We start from the raw sequence: 16,608 nt of genomic DNA, 5'->3' as shown, positions 1-16,608 counted from the left end.
TCATGCGAAAATAATCCGGCTAAGTGTTTGATTAGCCAACCCAGATTTTATATCTGGGCGGCAGACCTACTTGAATGTCAACTTGCGCAGTTCGCGTCTTTTCTGCTTAATTTTTTTGGCAATAGAATGACTATTGCCAAAAAAATTGCACAAAAACCCATCAAACTGCACGTCGTTGCCTTTTCAAGTCCCAATATAAAATCTGGGTTAAAATAGCACTTTTTTCCAAAGCGCTATTTTTTCATGTCCAGTTTGCAGCAAGAAGTTGAACGCCGCCGTACCTTTGCCATTATTTCGCACCCGGATGCGGGTAAAACCACCCTCACCGAAAAACTGCTGTGGTTTGGTGGCGCGATTCAGGTCGCGGGTGAAGTGCGTGGTCGTAAAGCCGCCCGTCATGCCACCTCGGACTGGATGGAACTGGAAAAGCAGCGCGGCATTTCCGTTACCTCATCTGTGATGCAGTTTCCCTATCGTGAACACATGGTGAATTTGCTGGATACCCCCGGCCACGATGACTTCTCCGAAGATACTTACCGCACCCTGACCGCCGTGGACTCGGCCGTCATGGTCATTGACTCGGTCAACGGCGTCGAAGCGCAAACCATCAAGCTGCTCAATGTCTGCCGCATGCGCGACACGCCCATCATCACTTTTATCAACAAGCTGGACCGTGAAAGCCGCGCACCGATAGAGTTACTTGATGAAATCGAGACCACCTTGGGGATGGAATGCGCGCCCATGACCTGGCCGATTGGCATGGGCAAGACCTTCCGCGGCGTCTACAGCCTGGTGAATGACAGTATCTTGTTCTTTGATCCCCGTGCTGAAAAAGGGACTTCTGAAACGATTCAAGGCCTGGATAATCCACGTCTGGACGAGCTGATTGGCTACCAGGCGCAAGAATTGCGCGTTGATATTGAGCTGGTCCGCGGTGCTTCCAACGAATTCAACAAAGAGCGCTATCTGAGCGGCAAGCAAACGCCTGTGTTTTTTGGCTCCGCGGTGAACAACTTTGGCGTGCAATCCTTGCTGGATGCAGTAGTAGATTTATCGCCACCGCCACAGGCACGCAACACGGCGACACGCGCAGTCGCCGCCAACGAAGACAAGTTTGCCGGCTTTGTCTTCAAAATTCAGGCCAATATGGATCCCAAACACCGTGACCGCATTGCCTTCTTGCGCGTGTGCTCTGGCCGCTTTGAACGTGGTATGAAAATCAAGCAAGTCGCCACTGGCAAGATGCTCAACGTTAACAACGCCATCACCTTTATGGCGCAAGACCGCACCATCATGGATGAAGCCTATTCTGGTGACATTATTGGTATTCCCAACCACGGCACCATCAAACTTGGCGATACCTTTACCGAAAATGAGGCTCTCAAGTTCATTGGCATTCCGTCATTTGCGCCTGAATTTTTCCGGCGTGCACGGATTAAAAATCCGATGAAAATGAAGCAGTTACAAATCGGCCTCAAACAGTTATCCGAAGAAGGCGCGGCGCAATTATTCCGTCCGCTGCTGTCGAATGACCTGATTTTGGGCGCAGTGGGGATGCTGCAGTTTGACGTGGTAGCACACCGTCTGGAGCATGAATACGGCGTCGATATGGTATTTGAGCCCTATGACTGCTATACCGCGCGCTGGCTCAAAGGCTCGGATGCGGATTTGAAAGCCATTGCAGATAAATATGGCTTTAACGTTGGCCTGGATAGCGCGGATGATTATGTCTACCTGGCACCCAACCGCGTCAACCTGCAAATGGCGCAGGAACGTTACCCGGATATTCAGTTTATGGAAACGCGCGAAATCGCCTAGCGAATCGCTTTATTATTCGTATAGCCTCTTCCATCGCCCCGCCAAGCACCGCTTACGGGGCGTTTCTTTTACTCGTGCGCAGTGTTTAGACGACTTTTGACCCGTTGCTCAAGATCATCCATCAGCGTATAAATCAGCGGTACGACAATCAGGCTTAACAAGGTGGAGGTCACCAGCCCCCCTATCAGCGCATAAGCCATGGGCGTACGGAATCCAGTCCCCGCCCCGGCGCCGATGATCACTGGCAGCATGCCCGCAATCATGGCAATCGTGGTCATGATAATCGGTCGGCTACGCTGCTGGCAGGCGGCAATGATCGCCTCAACTCTGGACAAGCCTGCGGAGCGGCATTCAATGATGGCGTCGACAATAAGGATGCCATTTTTGCCGACGATGCCCATCAACATGAGGATGCCGATCACTGCAGGCAGAGAAAGCGCCTGATGGGTGAGCGCCAGCGCCAATAGCGCGCCACAGATGGATAAGGGCAAGGCCATCATGATGGTAAAGGGCTGCAAGAGCTTTCTGAACAGCAGTACCAACACCATCCATACCAGGAACAAGCCGCTCAGCATGGCCATGCTAAAGGTACTGAACATTTCACTCAGCATTTCGGAATCGCCAGTTTCACTGAGGCTGATGCCCGCAGGCAACTGCTGCAGGGTCGGCAATTGCAGTACCGTCTGCATCGCATCGCCCAAGGAAATGCCATTCAGATCAGCAGAAATGACGATTTGCGGCATACGGTCATAGCGCGTGATGCTGGCATAGTCATGCATCAATGCCAAATTGGCCACAGCATCCAGCGCGACAATCTGCTGGGTATTGGTCGTCACCGGCAACTGACGCAAGAATGCCAGCGCAGACTGCTCAGGCAATCTTACAGCACAGCGGACGGGGACGGACTGATTATCCAGCAACACATGTGCCAGTTGTTCTTCACTGCCGCCTTTCAAGGCGATCTGCAGCTCCTCGGCAATCGCACTGGTGGTGACGCCCAGACGCGCCGCTTCATGCGGCTTGGGCGTCACCACCAGATTGCTTTTCATGGCCGGCACCGTGGACAACACGTTAGAAAACGCCGGCAGTTTGCGCATGTCATGTTCCAGTGCCAACGCAGTGCGGTACAAACGTTGCGAGTCGTGCCCGGTTAATACCAAACCAAAAGCCTTGCTGCCATTTTCATTTAAGGCACTAAGTCTCACATTGGGTACGCGGCGCAACTCATATAGCGCCTGCAGCTTGAACTGATCGACACTGATGTTGCGCTGTGACCGCGCCACCAGCTTGACTATCATGGTCGCGCGATTGACTTGTCCTGCAACCATGGTCTCGGCGTCACGTCCACCAATCCAGGAGTAGACGCTGCTAACCTCAGGCTTGCTTAGCAAGGCTTCAGTCACCTGCTCAATCGCAGCATCGGTTTGTTTTAACTGTGCTTCTGCAGGCAGCTCCACCTGCAACATGAAAAAGGCTTTATCTTCTTGCGGCATAAAGTCTGCTGGCAAGATCAATAACAGACTGGCCGAAAGCAGCAGCAACAGCCCCACTAGCAACAGGCTGATCCGTCTATGCTTGAGCGACTGTTCCAACCATCCTTGATAAAAGTGATACCAGCGGCCTTGCTGTGCCACTGGCGGAGTCGACTTTAGAAAGTAGGCGGCCATCACCGGTGTGATGAAACGTGCGACCAATAAGGAGAAAAAAGTCGCCGTTGCAACCGTGATGCCAAATTGAATGAAATACTGGCCAACCAGCCCGCCCATAAAACTGACCGGGACAAACACGGCAATAATGGCAAAACTGGTGGCAATCACGGCCAGGCCAATTTCATCCGCCGCGCGCATGGCGGCTGGATAAGGCGCTTGGCCGTTTTCCATATGGCGGATAATGTTTTCAATCTCGACAATAGCATCATCGACCAAGACCCCCGACACTAGTGACAGGGCGAGCATGCTGACCAAGTTCAAGGAAAACCCCAGCCAGTGCATGACAATAAACGTTGGGATTACAGAGAGAGGAATGGCAATAGCGGCAATCAGGGTGGCACGGGTGGAGCGCAAAAAGGCGTACACCACCAAACCTGCCAACAACACGCCTTCCAAAAAGGACATCATGGCAGAAAAGTACGTTTTTTTGGTAAAGTCGATCTGCGTCTGCACCCGCTCGGCCTGGATATGCGGCTGCGTCTGTTGCCAGCGCTGTATGGCCTGCTCAATCGCCTCTGCGACTTTTAATTCATCTGCTTTCGCCGTTCTGTAAATGGCAATGCCGATGGCCGGCTGACGATTAAGCCGCGTTAATTGCTGGGCAGGTTTGAAGGTATCAAGTAAATTGCCGAGGCTGGACAAGGTGACATAGCGATGCTCTCCCACAGCTATTTCCAGATGCGCCAGGGCATCCACAGATTGCGGATCCCCTTGCACGCGTAGCGATGTCTGTTTGCTGCCCATGCTAAACTGCCCAGCCGGAGCCTGCGCAATATAGGCCTGTATTTGCTTATTCACCGTGGCGACACTGACTCCGAGTGCATATAGCTTCTCCGGTAACAGCTCAATGTGAATTTCGCGGTCATAGCCGCCCTGACGTTCAATTTTCTCCACGCCCTCCACCGCCATTAAAGCGCTGACCAGGCCTTTGTCTACCTGTTGCGTCAGCGAGGGCAGTGAAAGCGTGCCGGATTGAAAGGCATAGGTCATTAATGGCGTATTGTCATCTTCGGACTGCTGGATCAGGGGTTCTCCCACATCGCTGGACCATTGACGGCGTAGGCTGGCAATTTTCTCGCGCACCAGTGACAACACAGTACGGATATTGGTGCCATATCGAAACTCAATCTGCGTGACTGAGACGCCGTTTTCGATATAGGACGTGACATGCTTGATATTCGGGATATTGGCCACAGCATTTTCTACCGGGATGGTCACCTGTCGCTCAATGGTTGAGGAGGAGGCGCCCGGCAATGCAATGGATACCGAGACGACTGGAATTCTGACCGTGGGCATGCCGTTCACCGGCAAACGATGGAAACAATCCGCGCCCCAAACAAGCAGGATGAAGGTCGCCAAGGCAATCAGCAAAGGGTTGGCGATCGCCCAGGAAGAAAGCTTTAATTTCACTTAGTGTACTGCCGCAATGACGTTGACTGGTTCACCTTCACGGATAAACCCGGCAAATTTATCAATGAGGCGCATGCCAGGACTGACCCCGGACAGTATCTCCACTTCCCCATCCAAACGCTGCCCAATAGTAACGGCAATGCGCTTGGCATGTCCTTGCTCGACGCTGTAGACATAATACTGGTCGCCTTCTACGGCAATCGCACTATCTGGCACACGGATGGCATTGCGTTGCGGCAGGGTGACCAGCACGGTAGCGGCTTGCCCTGGGCTCAGCCCCGGGGCCTTGGAAAAAGCAACCTTGAGATGCAACATCTGGTTTTCATCATGCACCATGATGCCTTTTTTACGGATATGGCCAGCATAGCGACGATCAGCATCCTTGATTTTTACCTGCACTGGCATGCCATGCGTTAAGGACGCAGCCACCTCAGCGCTGGTTTCGATGTCGACCTCGAGCGTGCCATCTTTGGCCAGTAAAAACTGGGATTGATTGGTTTGACTGAGCAATTGCCCGACCACCGCGTTTCTTTGAATCACCAACCCTGACACCGGGGCGACCAACTCTGCCTGTTTGATTTTGAGATCCGCTTCATCCACCTGCGCATTGGCTGACAACAGATCGGATAAGGCCATCCTTAAACGGTTGCGGGCGGTGTTAAGCTTGCTCTCTGCGGCCTGTTCGGTCTGGATACGTTGCTCCAGTAATTCTTTTGAAATCAGCCCATCCTCTGCGACTTTTTCACCGCGGACGCGTTCAGTCCGCGCCTGGTCCAGGGTTTTCTTGGCATCATCGAGCGCCGCTTCCGCTTCACTAAACGCCACAATCGCCCGCTGCTTGCTGGCAAGCGATTGTACCCGCTGCACTTTGGCCAATTGGGTATCCACCACCGCCAGCTGCTGACCGGCCTTGACGTGATCGCCCTCGTCCACCAGCACTTGGGTAATGCGGCCTTGCATCATGTCCGCGTACACCGGCACCTGCTCCTGCGCAACCACTTTGCCAAACAATTCCAGCGTCGAATTGAGCGGTTTGTTTTCCACGGTGATGGCTGTCACCGTCAGTGCTGCATTGGCGGGTCTGGCTGATTCCGAGTGCGTGCTAAAGTGCCAGACCATCAAGATGGAGGTCACCACCACGATGGCTAAGGCCATGCGTGTGTGCAAAAACAGGGGCAATTGATCGATTAGCCGTTTATTCATGATTGCCTTGATTATTGTGTTTTATCCGTCGCCTGTTGATCTGGATTCAAACCCGCAGTCCCAGAGAGCGCTTTATTTGCATACGCATACCCCCTCATCCAAGCCTGCTTGGCGTCTATATATTGTAATAAGGTCTGCTGGTTTCGCATATCCTGCTTAAACACATCCATTTTGCTTAAATAGCCAGCATCCACCGCACGTCTTAACTTGGCAGACTGTGTCTGCCACCGACTGAATGCTTGCGCTTCCGACAGTAATTGGGCTCGGCTTTCATTAAAGTTTATCAGGGCATTTTCTGTTTCTTCTATCGCGAGTAATACTGCCTCTTTGTAAGCCAGCAAGGCCTCTCGTAGTTGAGACTCCCGCTGATTCACAACTTCTCGGCGCAACCCCCAATCCAATAAGGGGATATTGATAGAAGGCGCTAAATAGGCTAATTTACCTGTACGGCTCCACCTACCGTCAGACACTTTCCCAGCAAGCATCAGCGCACCCTCAAGAGATAACTTAGGGTACAGGTCAGCCTTGGCAACCCCCACAGCGCCTGACGCTTTCAGCACCTGTGATTCAGCCATTTTGATATCTGGACGTTGGCGAATAATCTCTGCGGGCGTGGTTGATGGTAATGATAAAGATTGCGCATCCGCATTCAATGCTCCCACAGGGCGAGACTGTAATTCAATCAACCACTCATCAACAGGCTCTGCCTGACCACACAATACAGCAAGCTTTTGCAATGCCATCTCTTGACTGAGGCGATTTTGTCGCCGCATACGCTGTGTGCCATGCACTTCCTCAATAAAGGATTGCGCAAACTCAGGCGAGGTAAAACCACCGCTCACCCCTTTGTTAGCCAACTCCCACAGATTTGAATAGCCCGCTTCAGATGCCGCCAGCTGCTTTTCGCGCTGGACTGCAGCCTCAAGCTCTGCATAGACGCGAACCAGTTCAGCCGTTAATGAAAGCTGCTTACTGGAAACATCAGCCTCTGCAATTTGCAAGTCAGCTTGGGTGATTTGCCGTTGGCCGCTACCCTTGCCAAAAATCGGTAACTCCCAGACCAAATCAAAACCTGCCAAAAAAGAGCCAGAAGCTGCGTTGTGCGACTGACCAGAAGAACTGTTACTGGCAGCCATCATGCGTGAAAAACTATTCGGACCCGCATATAAACTCAATTGTGGTTTTTCAGTCGTCAGCTCATGCGCTTGAAGCGAGCGTGCATAACTGATGCGCTCACTAGCTTGCTGCAAGGTCAAATTCTGCTTAAGCGCGGTTTCCATCACCTTATTCAGCAGTGGGTCCTTGAATGCAAGCCACCAAGCCTGTTGCACCTCTGAAGTTTGGGTGGCAGATGCGTTATGCGCCTGACGCCACTGAGAGGGCGCTGGCGTATCCAGTGCAGGCATCTCGGTATGAAGGCACGCGCTCAAGCTGACCGCAGCCAGCACACTTATCGTGGTCGCCCGCATGCCTGAAGTGGTGATTGCTGAGTCACTATCTCCCCTGACCAGCCGAGCTGGCTGACTTATTAAACGCACTGCATGCATAAGCATATCCAGCCGCATTACATGTTAACCCTCAAGGGTATCCAGACCGAACCAAGCTGCGCGCGCATCACGTGCTTTATCAGATCAATCGATTTTTTGTGCATAATACAGAAAAGGATCTTCAAGGCTACTGACGAATAAGGACAATAAGCGGGTACACATTGTAAGCGCGCCCATGCACGAGATAATAACGACATTGAGAATGTCGATTTTTTGCGGGAAAAATTTAACAATTTGCATAGGAAACCTGAGTGGGCGATAGTTTAGAATCTTCTCTCAAATGAGTAAACAGATTTAAACATTTTAAAACATCATTGAATGCTGATCACGGCTCAATGTATTTTATTTTTACCGGGATACCCAAATTTGAAACATGCCTGCCCTTGTTACAGCGGAAATGCTTATGCAGCCTGCTGCCAGCCTTTACACCAAGGCTTACCCGCCCCCGATGCCGAGCGTCTGATGCGCTCTCGCTATAGCGCTTATGCCCTCAGATTGCCTGACTATATTTTACAAACCTGGCACACTGAGACACGGCCGAATAGCCTGACACAAGCAGATTTGCAGGGAATTAAATGGTTAAAACTCGAGGTGCTTGCGCATCACCAACAGGATGCCACCCATGCTGAAGTCGCTTTTGTGGCGACTTATCAAAGTGGTCAGCAAAAGAAGGCGACCATGACTGAACACAGTCGGTTTGAATATCTAGACGGGCGCTGGCTGTATTGCGGCCAGGTAGAGGCTTAAAAACGGCTGCTACGCCCTGATGCAAACAGATTAGTGCGCAGGGCCGTAATCACTGACCAATCGGGCAAACAGGGGACTGACCGGTGCCTGCCTGGACTGCAGTTGAGTCTGACTCAACCAGTCGATAATCGCCAGATTGAGTTCATAAGGGGAAATGCGGTCATCCCCATCTTGGTCCAGCCTGTGGAGCAGACTGCGCACCTCTGCTTGGCTGAGGTCTTTCAACGCGCGCTGCAAGGCACGCTGATCCAAAAAGCCACAGTGTTCCAAATCGATGCGCGAAAAGATGTTTTGTGTGATCTGCGCACTCACAGTACAAAGAATACTCGCCATGTCGCCACCTCCTGCTTGATGTCATCATCACCAGGTCATTGTAAGCGCGGCATAACGGCAACGGTGTATCGTAATGTAGCGGTTTGTATCGAATGGCGATTGTCCGGCCCAGGCATGACCGGACAATCGGAGACTAATGCTCGCGCACCAGCACGCCAACCCGCGGCGCCCAGCCGGCATTCGCCTGCTTCTTGGCGGTGACCAGCGTCAACATCGAAGGGTCATACACATCGACGTTATGGGTCACCGGCGTCGTGAGCAGGTATTGTGCCTTGGTCGCCTGCAGGAACCTGGCCACGCGCTTGATGTTGAAAATATCCAGGTGTGCAAACGGCTCGTCAATAAAGACAAACCCACCTGGCCGGGTTTCTTCCATCATCAGCGCCACCAGCAAAATCAGTGACTTCATGACCTGCTGGCCGCCAGAAGCATCCCCATCATTCATGCCAGACAAGCCTTTGTCGTCAAAACCAAACCGCACTTCGAGCCCGGCTTGTGACAAGGTCAGATCATCTGCCTCCAGCGCGACCGGCGCACAATCGACGTCGACATCGGCCATTTTGGCCAGCTCTTTAAGGTTTTTGCTGTACTTGCTCACCGAGTAACGCAAGCGGCCAATATAGGCTTCACGGGCATGTTCGGTTTGCGTTTGTGCAGCCCGGTTGTCACGTTCGCGGCTTTCAACATCCTCTTTTTGCGTCAGGTAATCCGCCTGCATTTTGTCGCGCATAGCGATTACATAAGGGTCGGTCTCCCAACTTTGCGTTTCCAGTCGCTTGGCTATCTGTTCAATTTGAATATCCACCAAGCGTGGGCTCTCCCACTTTTCGAGCAGCTGCTTGTTAGCAAAAGTTTCCTGCCAATCTGCGGGCAACTTCTGCTGGTCGTGACGGATACGCTCCAGCCGACGCTCTTGTTCAGCCCAGCCTTCCCGGTTTTCTTTATCGACAATGTCTTTTTGCAACTGGGCAATCTTGTTGCGTATGCTTTCCTGGGCGCGGATAGAATCGCGGATACGCTCCTCCAGCTGAGTATTCAGTTGTGACACTTCATACAATTTCTCGCCGACTGCCTGCCGTTGTGCCTTGACGTCCGCATACTGTCGCTCAATGCTGGCAAACTGCTCGGCACGAGCTGCCAGTTGCGCGGCCGCATCGACCCCGGCCAGCGCATTTTTGAGGGTTTGAATCTGCTGTCGCAACGGATGCAGTTCATCCTGCAAGACATTGATCTCGGTTTCGATCTGTTGCAGGTTCTGGCGCAAACTGTCCAGCCTGGCTTTACCAAACCTGGGTTCATTCGGGGCCGCATGCCGGCCACCACGACGCTCACGCAAGTAGCCCTGACGCGTCACCCAGTCTTCACCGCGTGGCAAGGCAACGCCGGCGGCAGTATCTTCCACCCGTTGCGTACGTTCCAGCATCGCCAGCATCCAGGGCGCCACCGGTTGTTTGAGTTTTATCACTTCCAGCAAAGAGCCTTTGGGCGGCAAACCGGCCAACTGTCTTTCCGGCACAATCAAGTGACGGTACTTCAGACTTTCACCCAGGGCAAAGGCCGTCTCGGCCTGTTTTTCACTGTGCAGCATGATGACATGCGCAAACGGTGCCAATACGGCCTCAACGGCTGTTTGCCAACCGGCATCGGTCACTTCCAGAATATCGGCCAGTGTGTCATGCGCAATATTGGCCTTACTCAGCGCCTGCCTGAACTCCGTCACTTCGTGTGGATCTGCCCGGCGCCCGCTGCTCAGGTTTTCCAGGGTATGTTGCCATTGCTGCTGCTGTTGCTGTTTGGCCCATAACCGGTTTTGCAAGGCACTACGCTGCTGCTCAAGCTGCCCCAGCTCGGTCGTTGCTTGCACCACGTCGGCACTCAATGCCGCTTGTGCTTCAAGCTGCTTCTTCTGCTCGAGGACCGCTTCCAGCTTGCCCTCTTCCTTGTTGAGCTGGTTAACCTGCTGGCTCAAGTCGGCTTCATGCAGACGCGTGGCTTGCTGCTGGCTCTGCAAATGCTCGGCCTGGGTTTTGTGATAGTCCAGTTCACTGGTCTTGGCCGTCAGGTCTGCCTGCAGACCTTCACGCTCTTTACGGTTGGCATCTAGGCTGCGGGCTGCACGCTCCGCTTCTTCCTGCAACTGGTAAAACTCCAGCCGGGGTTTCACCTCATCCACCAGCAAGGCCTGCTCCTGGGTCAGCTGCTGCCATTCGAGATAGCGGTTCACACGCTGCTCCTGGGTTTGCAGGCTGTGTTCCAACGCCTTAAGGTTGTTTTGTGTGTATTGCAACTCCTGTTCGGTGGCCCGCTGATGCTGCCTGGCCTCCTGATAGCGTGTCAGAATCTCCTTGTCACCAAACACATCAAACACCAAATCGAGCAGCTCACGCGGCTTGTATTCACACAACTTGTCGGTCTGGCCTTGCTCGAGTGACAGCACACGGGCAATGGCGGGCGACAATCCGGCCTCATGCAGCAGACGCTGATAGTCACGTACCCCAAACTCCTGGCCCTGTTGTGCTATGTCCTTGAGTGCCACTTCACCATCGGCCACCCAGTAATGCCGCACCCAGTCACCGCCTTTTTTCTCGATATGGCAAGCCAGTGTGATTTTGTCCTGCATGAACGGAATGCCGAATGGACGCTTGCTGCTCCCGACAGGGCGACTGTTGTCTACCACGCCCAGCAACCAGCAAAAATCTTCGCCGTTGCGGCGCACATAGCGCTTGTAATCCCGCTTTCCTGAACCAGAGCCTGAGCATTCCAGCGCCAGCAAAGTACGCATGGCATCCAGCAGCGTGGTTTTGCCCGAGCCATTGGGCCCGACAATAGTAATAATGGAAGCATCCAGCGGCACCACAAAACGTTGCCAGTAATCCCAATGTACGACTTCCAGTCGATTTAGCCTGAACATCTTATTGATCGTCTTTCTGTGTTCATTGATTTAAGAAGTTGCCTGACCCGCGCCAGCGCTCTGCGACTGTTCGCGGATCAGATCACCCAGGGCGCCCTGGATGATGCGCGGGGCCATTTCGGCATAGTCAAACACCAGGTCGAGTAAAGGACCTTCATAAATAATCTTGTTACGGCGTTCGATGAGTCCCAGGCGCGATAACTGTGGCAAGGCAAAATTACTGATACGGCCTTTGCCGCCTAGCAACTTGCCAAAATCCTCAAGCAACACGTTTTCGGGGATGCCGCGTGACAACTCCTCTGACGGCTCGGTTTTAACCAGCGTGCCAAACAACTCGCCTTGAGACTCCAGTGCGGCTTCCCGCCCCAACTGACGTTCGCGCTTGGGCAGGATAATCAAGGCCCACAGCACCACGGTCAAGGCTAATGTATCTTTGGGCAACCCAATATTGTTACTCAGCCATTGCTGACCATCATCCATCACGGCACGCTCTGCGTCCTGGTGCAGACCTACCGCCACGTGGCTGGCATAAGGGTTGTCCAGCAAGCGCAAACCGCAAGCCTTGAGGTTGTTTTCGAGCGAGACCCGAAAGTCCAGGTCGAACAGCACGCGCCTGATGACTTCATCAGAACGCGGTAAATAACGATGAGCAATCAGTCTGGCGGCCAGTTGTTCGCTTGTTTGTTGCATGCGGTTAACCCTCCTTGGCTGGCGTATGTTTAATTAATTGACCGGCGGTCATGGCGGCCACCTCGTTTCGATGTACGGCTTGCAATGGCGCATCCAGTGCGTGCGCTAGACGGAACGGTTGTTCTGCCAGCGCATTCAAGTCGGCATCCTCATGTTTTTCACCTAAAAAGGTCAGCAGGGAATAGCGGTAAGACGCCTGGGCAAAGCCACCACCAACGACCACGTCTGGCAATGCGCTATCGTCCTCGAGTTGTGCCAGCACACGCGTGAGGTCGGTGAGTTGTGGCGGGTAAGAAAAGGCTTCGGTTTGCGCAGGGGTGACTTCCACATCCGGGGGCATGACAGAGACTTTAGGCACTGCCACTTCACGTTCTAGCACGTCATCGGCAATATCCAGCATCACGTCGGGCAGTACAAACAGCGGTTCTGGTGTCACCGCCATCCGCGCGCCTATTTGCGCCAGCGACTCAACGCTGCGTTGCTGCAACCAGGCGGATAACTCAGTGGAGCTCAGGCCGCCTTGCGACAGCATGACCCGCTGCCTGGCCACTTTGGCCAGTTCACGCTGAAAGACCGAGGCCATATTGAGTAAACGCGACTGCTGGCTGGCAATTTTATGCACAATTTGCCAACCGGCATCATCCATGCCGTTTTCTGAAATGGTATTGATCAGTGCCGTAGCTTTTTCAATCCAGGGTTGCGCCTTGCTCAATCTGGCCTGCGCCGACTTGAGCCTGAACTCGGAACCTGATGCAATCGCTTCCTGGAAAAAATGTTCGTATTCGGTGAGTTTGGCCAGCACGTGACTCAAGTGCTCGGCACTGAGTTCACCGACGGCACTGCCGCCCGCCGCCTGCGACATCAGGTAGCCCAACTCGTCATCGGCCTCGCCAAACCGCAACAAGCCACTGATGGCAGACAACACCATGCGGCCCGCGGCAGAAATCTGGTATACGCGGCGGTCTGCGTCCCATTGCAGCAGGTCGTGGCTGCGCAAGCGGTGCAACACGGTTTCCAGCTTGGTAGCATCAATAAAAGAAAGGTGATTTTGCAACTGGGCTGGCGTCCACTCGGGCAACTCTGCCCGGGCTGCAATTTCACGCATCACGGCGAGGCGAATCATGACTTCATCACGGCCGCCGCGGAACAGCCCGATCAGCACATCGATGATGTGTGAGGACTGCAACAGGGGAAACAATGCATCAATATCCTGAACATAGACTCCCGGTTTGAGGAACTCCTCAAACGCGTTTACATCAATGACTTCTGACATCTATTACAGGCCCTGCTTTAAGCTTTCCATGATAAATGGATCGAGATCACCATCGAGCACGCCTTGCGTATTGCCGATTTCAACATTGGTACGCAAGTCTTTGATCCGGCCTTGATCCAGCACATAGCTACGGATCTGGTGACCCCAACCAATATCGGTTTTGGCATCTTCCAGCGCCTGCTTTTCTTCATTACGCTTGCTGAGTTCCAGGTTATACAAGGCGCCTTTCAGCATATTCATCGCTTCTTCTTTGTTTCTATGCTGTGAACGGTCATTCTGGCATTGCACGACCACCCCCGTTGGCAAGTGGGTAATCCGCACGGCAGAATCAGTCTTGTTAATATGCTGACCACCGGCACCACTGGCGCGATAAGTATCAATGCGCAAATCTGCAGGATTGATTTCAATTTCAATCGAATCGTCCACTTCCGGGAAGATTTGCACGCTGGCAAAACTGGTATGTCGCTTGGAGTTGGCATCGAAGGGCGATTTACGGACCAGGCGATGCACGCCGCTTTCGGTACGCAAGGTGCCAAACGCATAATCCCCAGTCACTTTAATCGAGGCGCCTTTAATCCCGGCAATGTCGCCTTCAGACTCCTCAAGCACCTCGACTTTGAAACCTTTGCGTTCTACGTAACGCAAATACATGCGCAGTAACATGCCGGCCCAGTCTTGTGCTTCAGTGCCACCGCTGCCAGACTGAAACTCAATAAAGCAATTGTTGGCGTCCATCGGCTGCGAGAACATGCGCTTGAACTCCATCTCGGCAACGATTTTTTCTATCTTCTGGGCATCAGTCTCCACACTCAGCAATGTGTCGTCATCACCCTCTTCACGCGCCATGTCAAACAATTCACGGCTATCGGACAATGACTGAGACACATCATCCAGCGTCATGACCACGCTTTCAAGCATGCGTTTTTCCTTGCCCAGATTTTGTGCTTTTTCGGCGTTATCCCAGACTTTAGGATCCTCGAGCAGGCCGTTAACTTCGGCTAAGCGTTGCTGCTTGTTCTCGTAGTCAAAGATACCCCCGAAGCGCTTCGTGGCGTTGGGTCAGGTCGCTCAGTGCATTGGCAATACTATTTAGGTGTTCGGCTTCCATTTTCTGTGAGTATAAAAATGTAAAAACCAGCATTATAACGCAGCTATGCCCTTGGTTCAGGCGTAACTTACGCTGCCCACACTCAGACGGCCCCATATTTTTGTCACAATTGTTGTCACAAAATAGTAAAATTACTGTCACAAAACTTTTGAACATATAGGGAGTCCTCAATGGCGAATGCCACTTTCGGCCGCATCATGGCCGCGATCAGTCCCAGAAACGATAACTATTTTGTCCTGTTTAACCGTTTGGCTGATTGTGCAGTCCGTGGCTCCAAAGTCCTTGCGCTGATGGCGGCCGTTGTTGATCAGGCAGGCTTTGAAACGCATTTTGCCGAAATCCGCAAAATCGAATCCGAGGCAGATGAATACACCAAGGAAATTTTGCTTTCGCTGCATAAAACCTTTATTACCCCGTTTGACCGCCGCGAAATCCGTGAACTGGCGATGGCGCTGGATGACATCATTGACTTTATGGAAGCGATTCCGCAAAGCGCCGAGATTTATGGTCACAGCAAGTTCACCCCCGAAATGGTCGCCCTGGCACAGATCTTACTAAGGGCAGCAGAAAAGGTAAGGGATGCGGTGCATATGCTGTCAGACATGAAAAATGCCGAACGCATTCTGCGCACCTGTGAAGAGATCAGCCAGATCGAAGGCGAAGCCGATCACATCATGCGCTCAGGCATGCACAGGCTGTTTGCCGAAGACAGTGACGCACGCAGTCTGATCCGCTCACAAAAACTCTACGACCTGTTTGAAGAAGCGGTCGACAGCTGTGAAGACGTCGCTGACGTGATTCACGGTGTCGTGCTAGAACGCATCTAGGACAACACCATGGATCATGTGATTTTGGTCATGGCAGTGCTGGTCGTAGTCGCGCTGATCTTTGATTTTATGAACGGCTTTCACGATGCCGCCAATTCGATTGCGCTCATGGTATCTACCCGTTTACTGACGCCACAGGCGGCCGTCATCTGGGCCGCGTTCTTTAATTTTGTTGCCTTTCTGTTTTTTGGGCTACATGTGGCCGACACGGTTGGCAAAGGCATCATAGACCCGAACATCGTCAACAATACCGTAGTGTTTGGTGCCTTGTTCGGGGCGATTGCCTGGAATGTCATTACCTGGTGGTTCGGCATCCCCTCCTCGTCCTCGCATGCATTGATCGGCGGTCTGATTGGCGCAGGCATGGCCCACTCCGGCACCCAAGGCGTCATTTTAGGCAGTAAGCTCATCAGCACCGGCATTGCCATTATCTTGTCGCCGTTATTTGGCATGTTGCTGGCGCTGTTGCTCTCTATCGGCATCATGTGGGCATTCCAGAAATCTTCGCCCTATAAAATCGAAAGCCGCTTTAACAAGCTGCAATTTATCTCTTCTTCTTTATTCAGCCTTGGCCATGGCGCCAACGATGCGCAAAAAACCATGGGCATCATTACCGTGCTGCTGTTTGCTAATGGCTATCTGCAAGGTGACTTTCATGTGCCCTTCTGGGTGGTGATTGCCTGTCAGCTGGCCATGGGGCTGGGCACACTGTTTGGTGGCTGGCGCATAGTGCGCACCATGGGCATGGGCATCACCAAAATCCGCCCCACTGGCGGCTTCGCAGCGCAGACCTCCGGCTCGATTGCGCTGTTCCTGGCCACCAGCCTGGGCATTCCGGTATCGACCACGCACACCATTACCGGCGCCATTGTCGGCGTCGGCCTCTCGCGTCGCATGACCGCGGTGCGCTGGGGCCTGGCGTCACGCATTGTCTGGGCATGGGTGCTGACGATTCCTTGTGCCGCCATCATGGCAGCCATTGCCTACCATATTGGCGAAAGTGTGCTCTAAGCCGGACGTAAGCTAAAAAAG

12 protein-coding genes are annotated in these 16,608 nt (G+C 53.0%); 4 read left to right on the top strand and 8 right to left on the bottom strand.

From position 1 onward, the window contains the following. The first annotated feature begins 243 nt into the window (after positions 1-243). Positions 244-1,818, top strand: a complete 1,575-nt coding sequence (locus ACT53C_RS08670; RefSeq protein ID WP_275355729.1) for a peptide chain release factor 3 — start codon at positions 244-246, stop codon at positions 1,816-1,818. Positions 1,819-1,886: 68 nt separating this feature from the next. Here the strand turns inward: ACT53C_RS08670 and ACT53C_RS08665 are convergent, their stop codons facing one another. From ACT53C_RS08665 to ACT53C_RS08655, 3 genes are read right to left on the bottom strand one after another with little or no spacing between them, the layout of a single operon-like run. Next, positions 1,887-4,937: an efflux RND transporter permease subunit gene (locus ACT53C_RS08665; RefSeq protein ID WP_476145566.1), complete on the bottom strand. Its 3,051-nt coding sequence runs from the start codon at positions 4,935-4,937 to the stop codon at positions 1,887-1,889. Then, on the bottom strand, positions 4,938-6,140 hold the full coding sequence (locus tag ACT53C_RS08660) for an efflux RND transporter periplasmic adaptor subunit (RefSeq protein ID WP_476145565.1): 1,203 nt from the start codon (positions 6,138-6,140) through the stop codon (positions 4,938-4,940). A gap of 11 nt (positions 6,141-6,151) precedes the next feature. Further along, positions 6,152-7,687 carry a TolC family protein gene (locus ACT53C_RS08655; RefSeq protein WP_476145564.1) on the bottom strand — a complete coding sequence of 512 codons (1,536 nt, stop codon included), beginning with the start codon at positions 7,685-7,687 and terminating at the stop codon, positions 6,152-6,154. A gap of 366 nt (positions 7,688-8,053) precedes the next feature. On the opposite strand from ACT53C_RS08655, the gene ACT53C_RS08650 reads away from it, so the two are divergent. Then, a complete protein-coding gene (locus ACT53C_RS08650) occupies positions 8,054-8,434 on the top strand; it encodes a YchJ family protein (RefSeq protein ID WP_476145563.1) in 381 nt (126 codons plus the stop codon). 30 nt (positions 8,435-8,464) lie between these two features. On the opposite strand, the gene ACT53C_RS08645 is transcribed toward ACT53C_RS08650, so the two are convergent. The 5 genes from ACT53C_RS08645 to prfB all read right to left on the bottom strand — a co-directional run bounded on the left by ACT53C_RS08645 (position 8,465) and on the right by prfB (position 14,749). Continuing rightward, positions 8,465-8,767 (bottom strand): EF-hand domain-containing protein, encoded by a 303-nt coding sequence (locus ACT53C_RS08645; protein WP_194748130.1) that lies wholly within the window; start codon positions 8,765-8,767, stop codon positions 8,465-8,467. Positions 8,768-8,900: 133 nt separating this feature from the next. Beyond that, positions 8,901-11,678 (bottom strand): ATP-binding protein, encoded by a 2,778-nt coding sequence (locus ACT53C_RS08640; RefSeq protein ID WP_476145562.1) that lies wholly within the window; start codon positions 11,676-11,678, stop codon positions 8,901-8,903. 30 nt (positions 11,679-11,708) lie between these two features. Continuing rightward, positions 11,709-12,368 (bottom strand): hypothetical protein, encoded by a 660-nt coding sequence (locus tag ACT53C_RS08635; RefSeq protein WP_476145561.1) that lies wholly within the window; start codon positions 12,366-12,368, stop codon positions 11,709-11,711. Positions 12,369-12,372: 4 nt separating this feature from the next. After that, positions 12,373-13,641: a hypothetical protein gene (locus tag ACT53C_RS08630; RefSeq protein ID WP_476145560.1), complete on the bottom strand. Its 1,269-nt coding sequence runs from the start codon at positions 13,639-13,641 to the stop codon at positions 12,373-12,375. Positions 13,642-13,644: 3 nt separating this feature from the next. Further along, positions 13,645-14,749, bottom strand: a protein-coding gene (gene prfB / locus ACT53C_RS08625; protein WP_476145628.1) for a peptide chain release factor 2 whose coding sequence is annotated in 2 segments (ribosomal slippage) — positions 13,645-14,667 and positions 14,669-14,749 — 1,104 coding nt in all. Because the reading frame shifts where the segments join, the coding sequence is not laid out codon by codon here. Between the two features lie 170 nt (positions 14,750-14,919). On the opposite strand from prfB, the gene ACT53C_RS08620 reads away from it, so the two are divergent. Both ACT53C_RS08620 and ACT53C_RS08615 read left to right on the top strand, forming a co-directional pair. Then, positions 14,920-15,576: a DUF47 domain-containing protein gene (locus ACT53C_RS08620; protein ID WP_194748138.1), complete on the top strand. Its 657-nt coding sequence runs from the start codon at positions 14,920-14,922 to the stop codon at positions 15,574-15,576. A 9-nt stretch (positions 15,577-15,585) separates the two neighbouring features. Continuing rightward, positions 15,586-16,587, top strand: coding sequence for an inorganic phosphate transporter (locus tag ACT53C_RS08615; RefSeq protein WP_476145559.1), 1,002 nt, complete (start codon positions 15,586-15,588; stop codon positions 16,585-16,587). Positions 16,588-16,608: the final 21 nt, after the last annotated feature.

This window comes from Methylophilus sp. DMC14 (genome assembly GCF_056314085.1).
The sequence above is the reverse complement of the archived record's forward strand: the minus strand, read 5'-3'. Positions and strand labels throughout refer to the sequence as shown.

Coding starts and splice junctions, on each gene's coding strand:
- ACT53C_RS08670 (WP_275355729.1), top strand. CDS start 244: ATGTCCAGTTTGCAGCAAGAAGTTGAACGCCGCCGTACCTTTGCCATT.
- ACT53C_RS08660 (WP_476145565.1), bottom strand. CDS start 6,140: ATGAATAAACGGCTAATCGATCAATTGCCCCTGTTTTTGCACACACGC.
- ACT53C_RS08655 (WP_476145564.1), bottom strand. CDS start 7,687: ATGCATGCAGTGCGTTTAATAAGTCAGCCAGCTCGGCTGGTCAGGGGA.
- ACT53C_RS08645 (WP_194748130.1), bottom strand. CDS start 8,767: ATGGCGAGTATTCTTTGTACTGTGAGTGCGCAGATCACACAAAACATC.
- ACT53C_RS08640 (WP_476145562.1), bottom strand. CDS start 11,678: ATGTTCAGGCTAAATCGACTGGAAGTCGTACATTGGGATTACTGGCAA.
- ACT53C_RS08635 (WP_476145561.1), bottom strand. CDS start 12,368: ATGCAACAAACAAGCGAACAACTGGCCGCCAGACTGATTGCTCATCGT.
- ACT53C_RS08630 (WP_476145560.1), bottom strand. CDS start 13,641: ATGTCAGAAGTCATTGATGTAAACGCGTTTGAGGAGTTCCTCAAACCG.
- ACT53C_RS08620 (WP_194748138.1), top strand. CDS start 14,920: ATGGCGAATGCCACTTTCGGCCGCATCATGGCCGCGATCAGTCCCAGA.
- ACT53C_RS08615 (WP_476145559.1), top strand. CDS start 15,586: ATGGATCATGTGATTTTGGTCATGGCAGTGCTGGTCGTAGTCGCGCTG.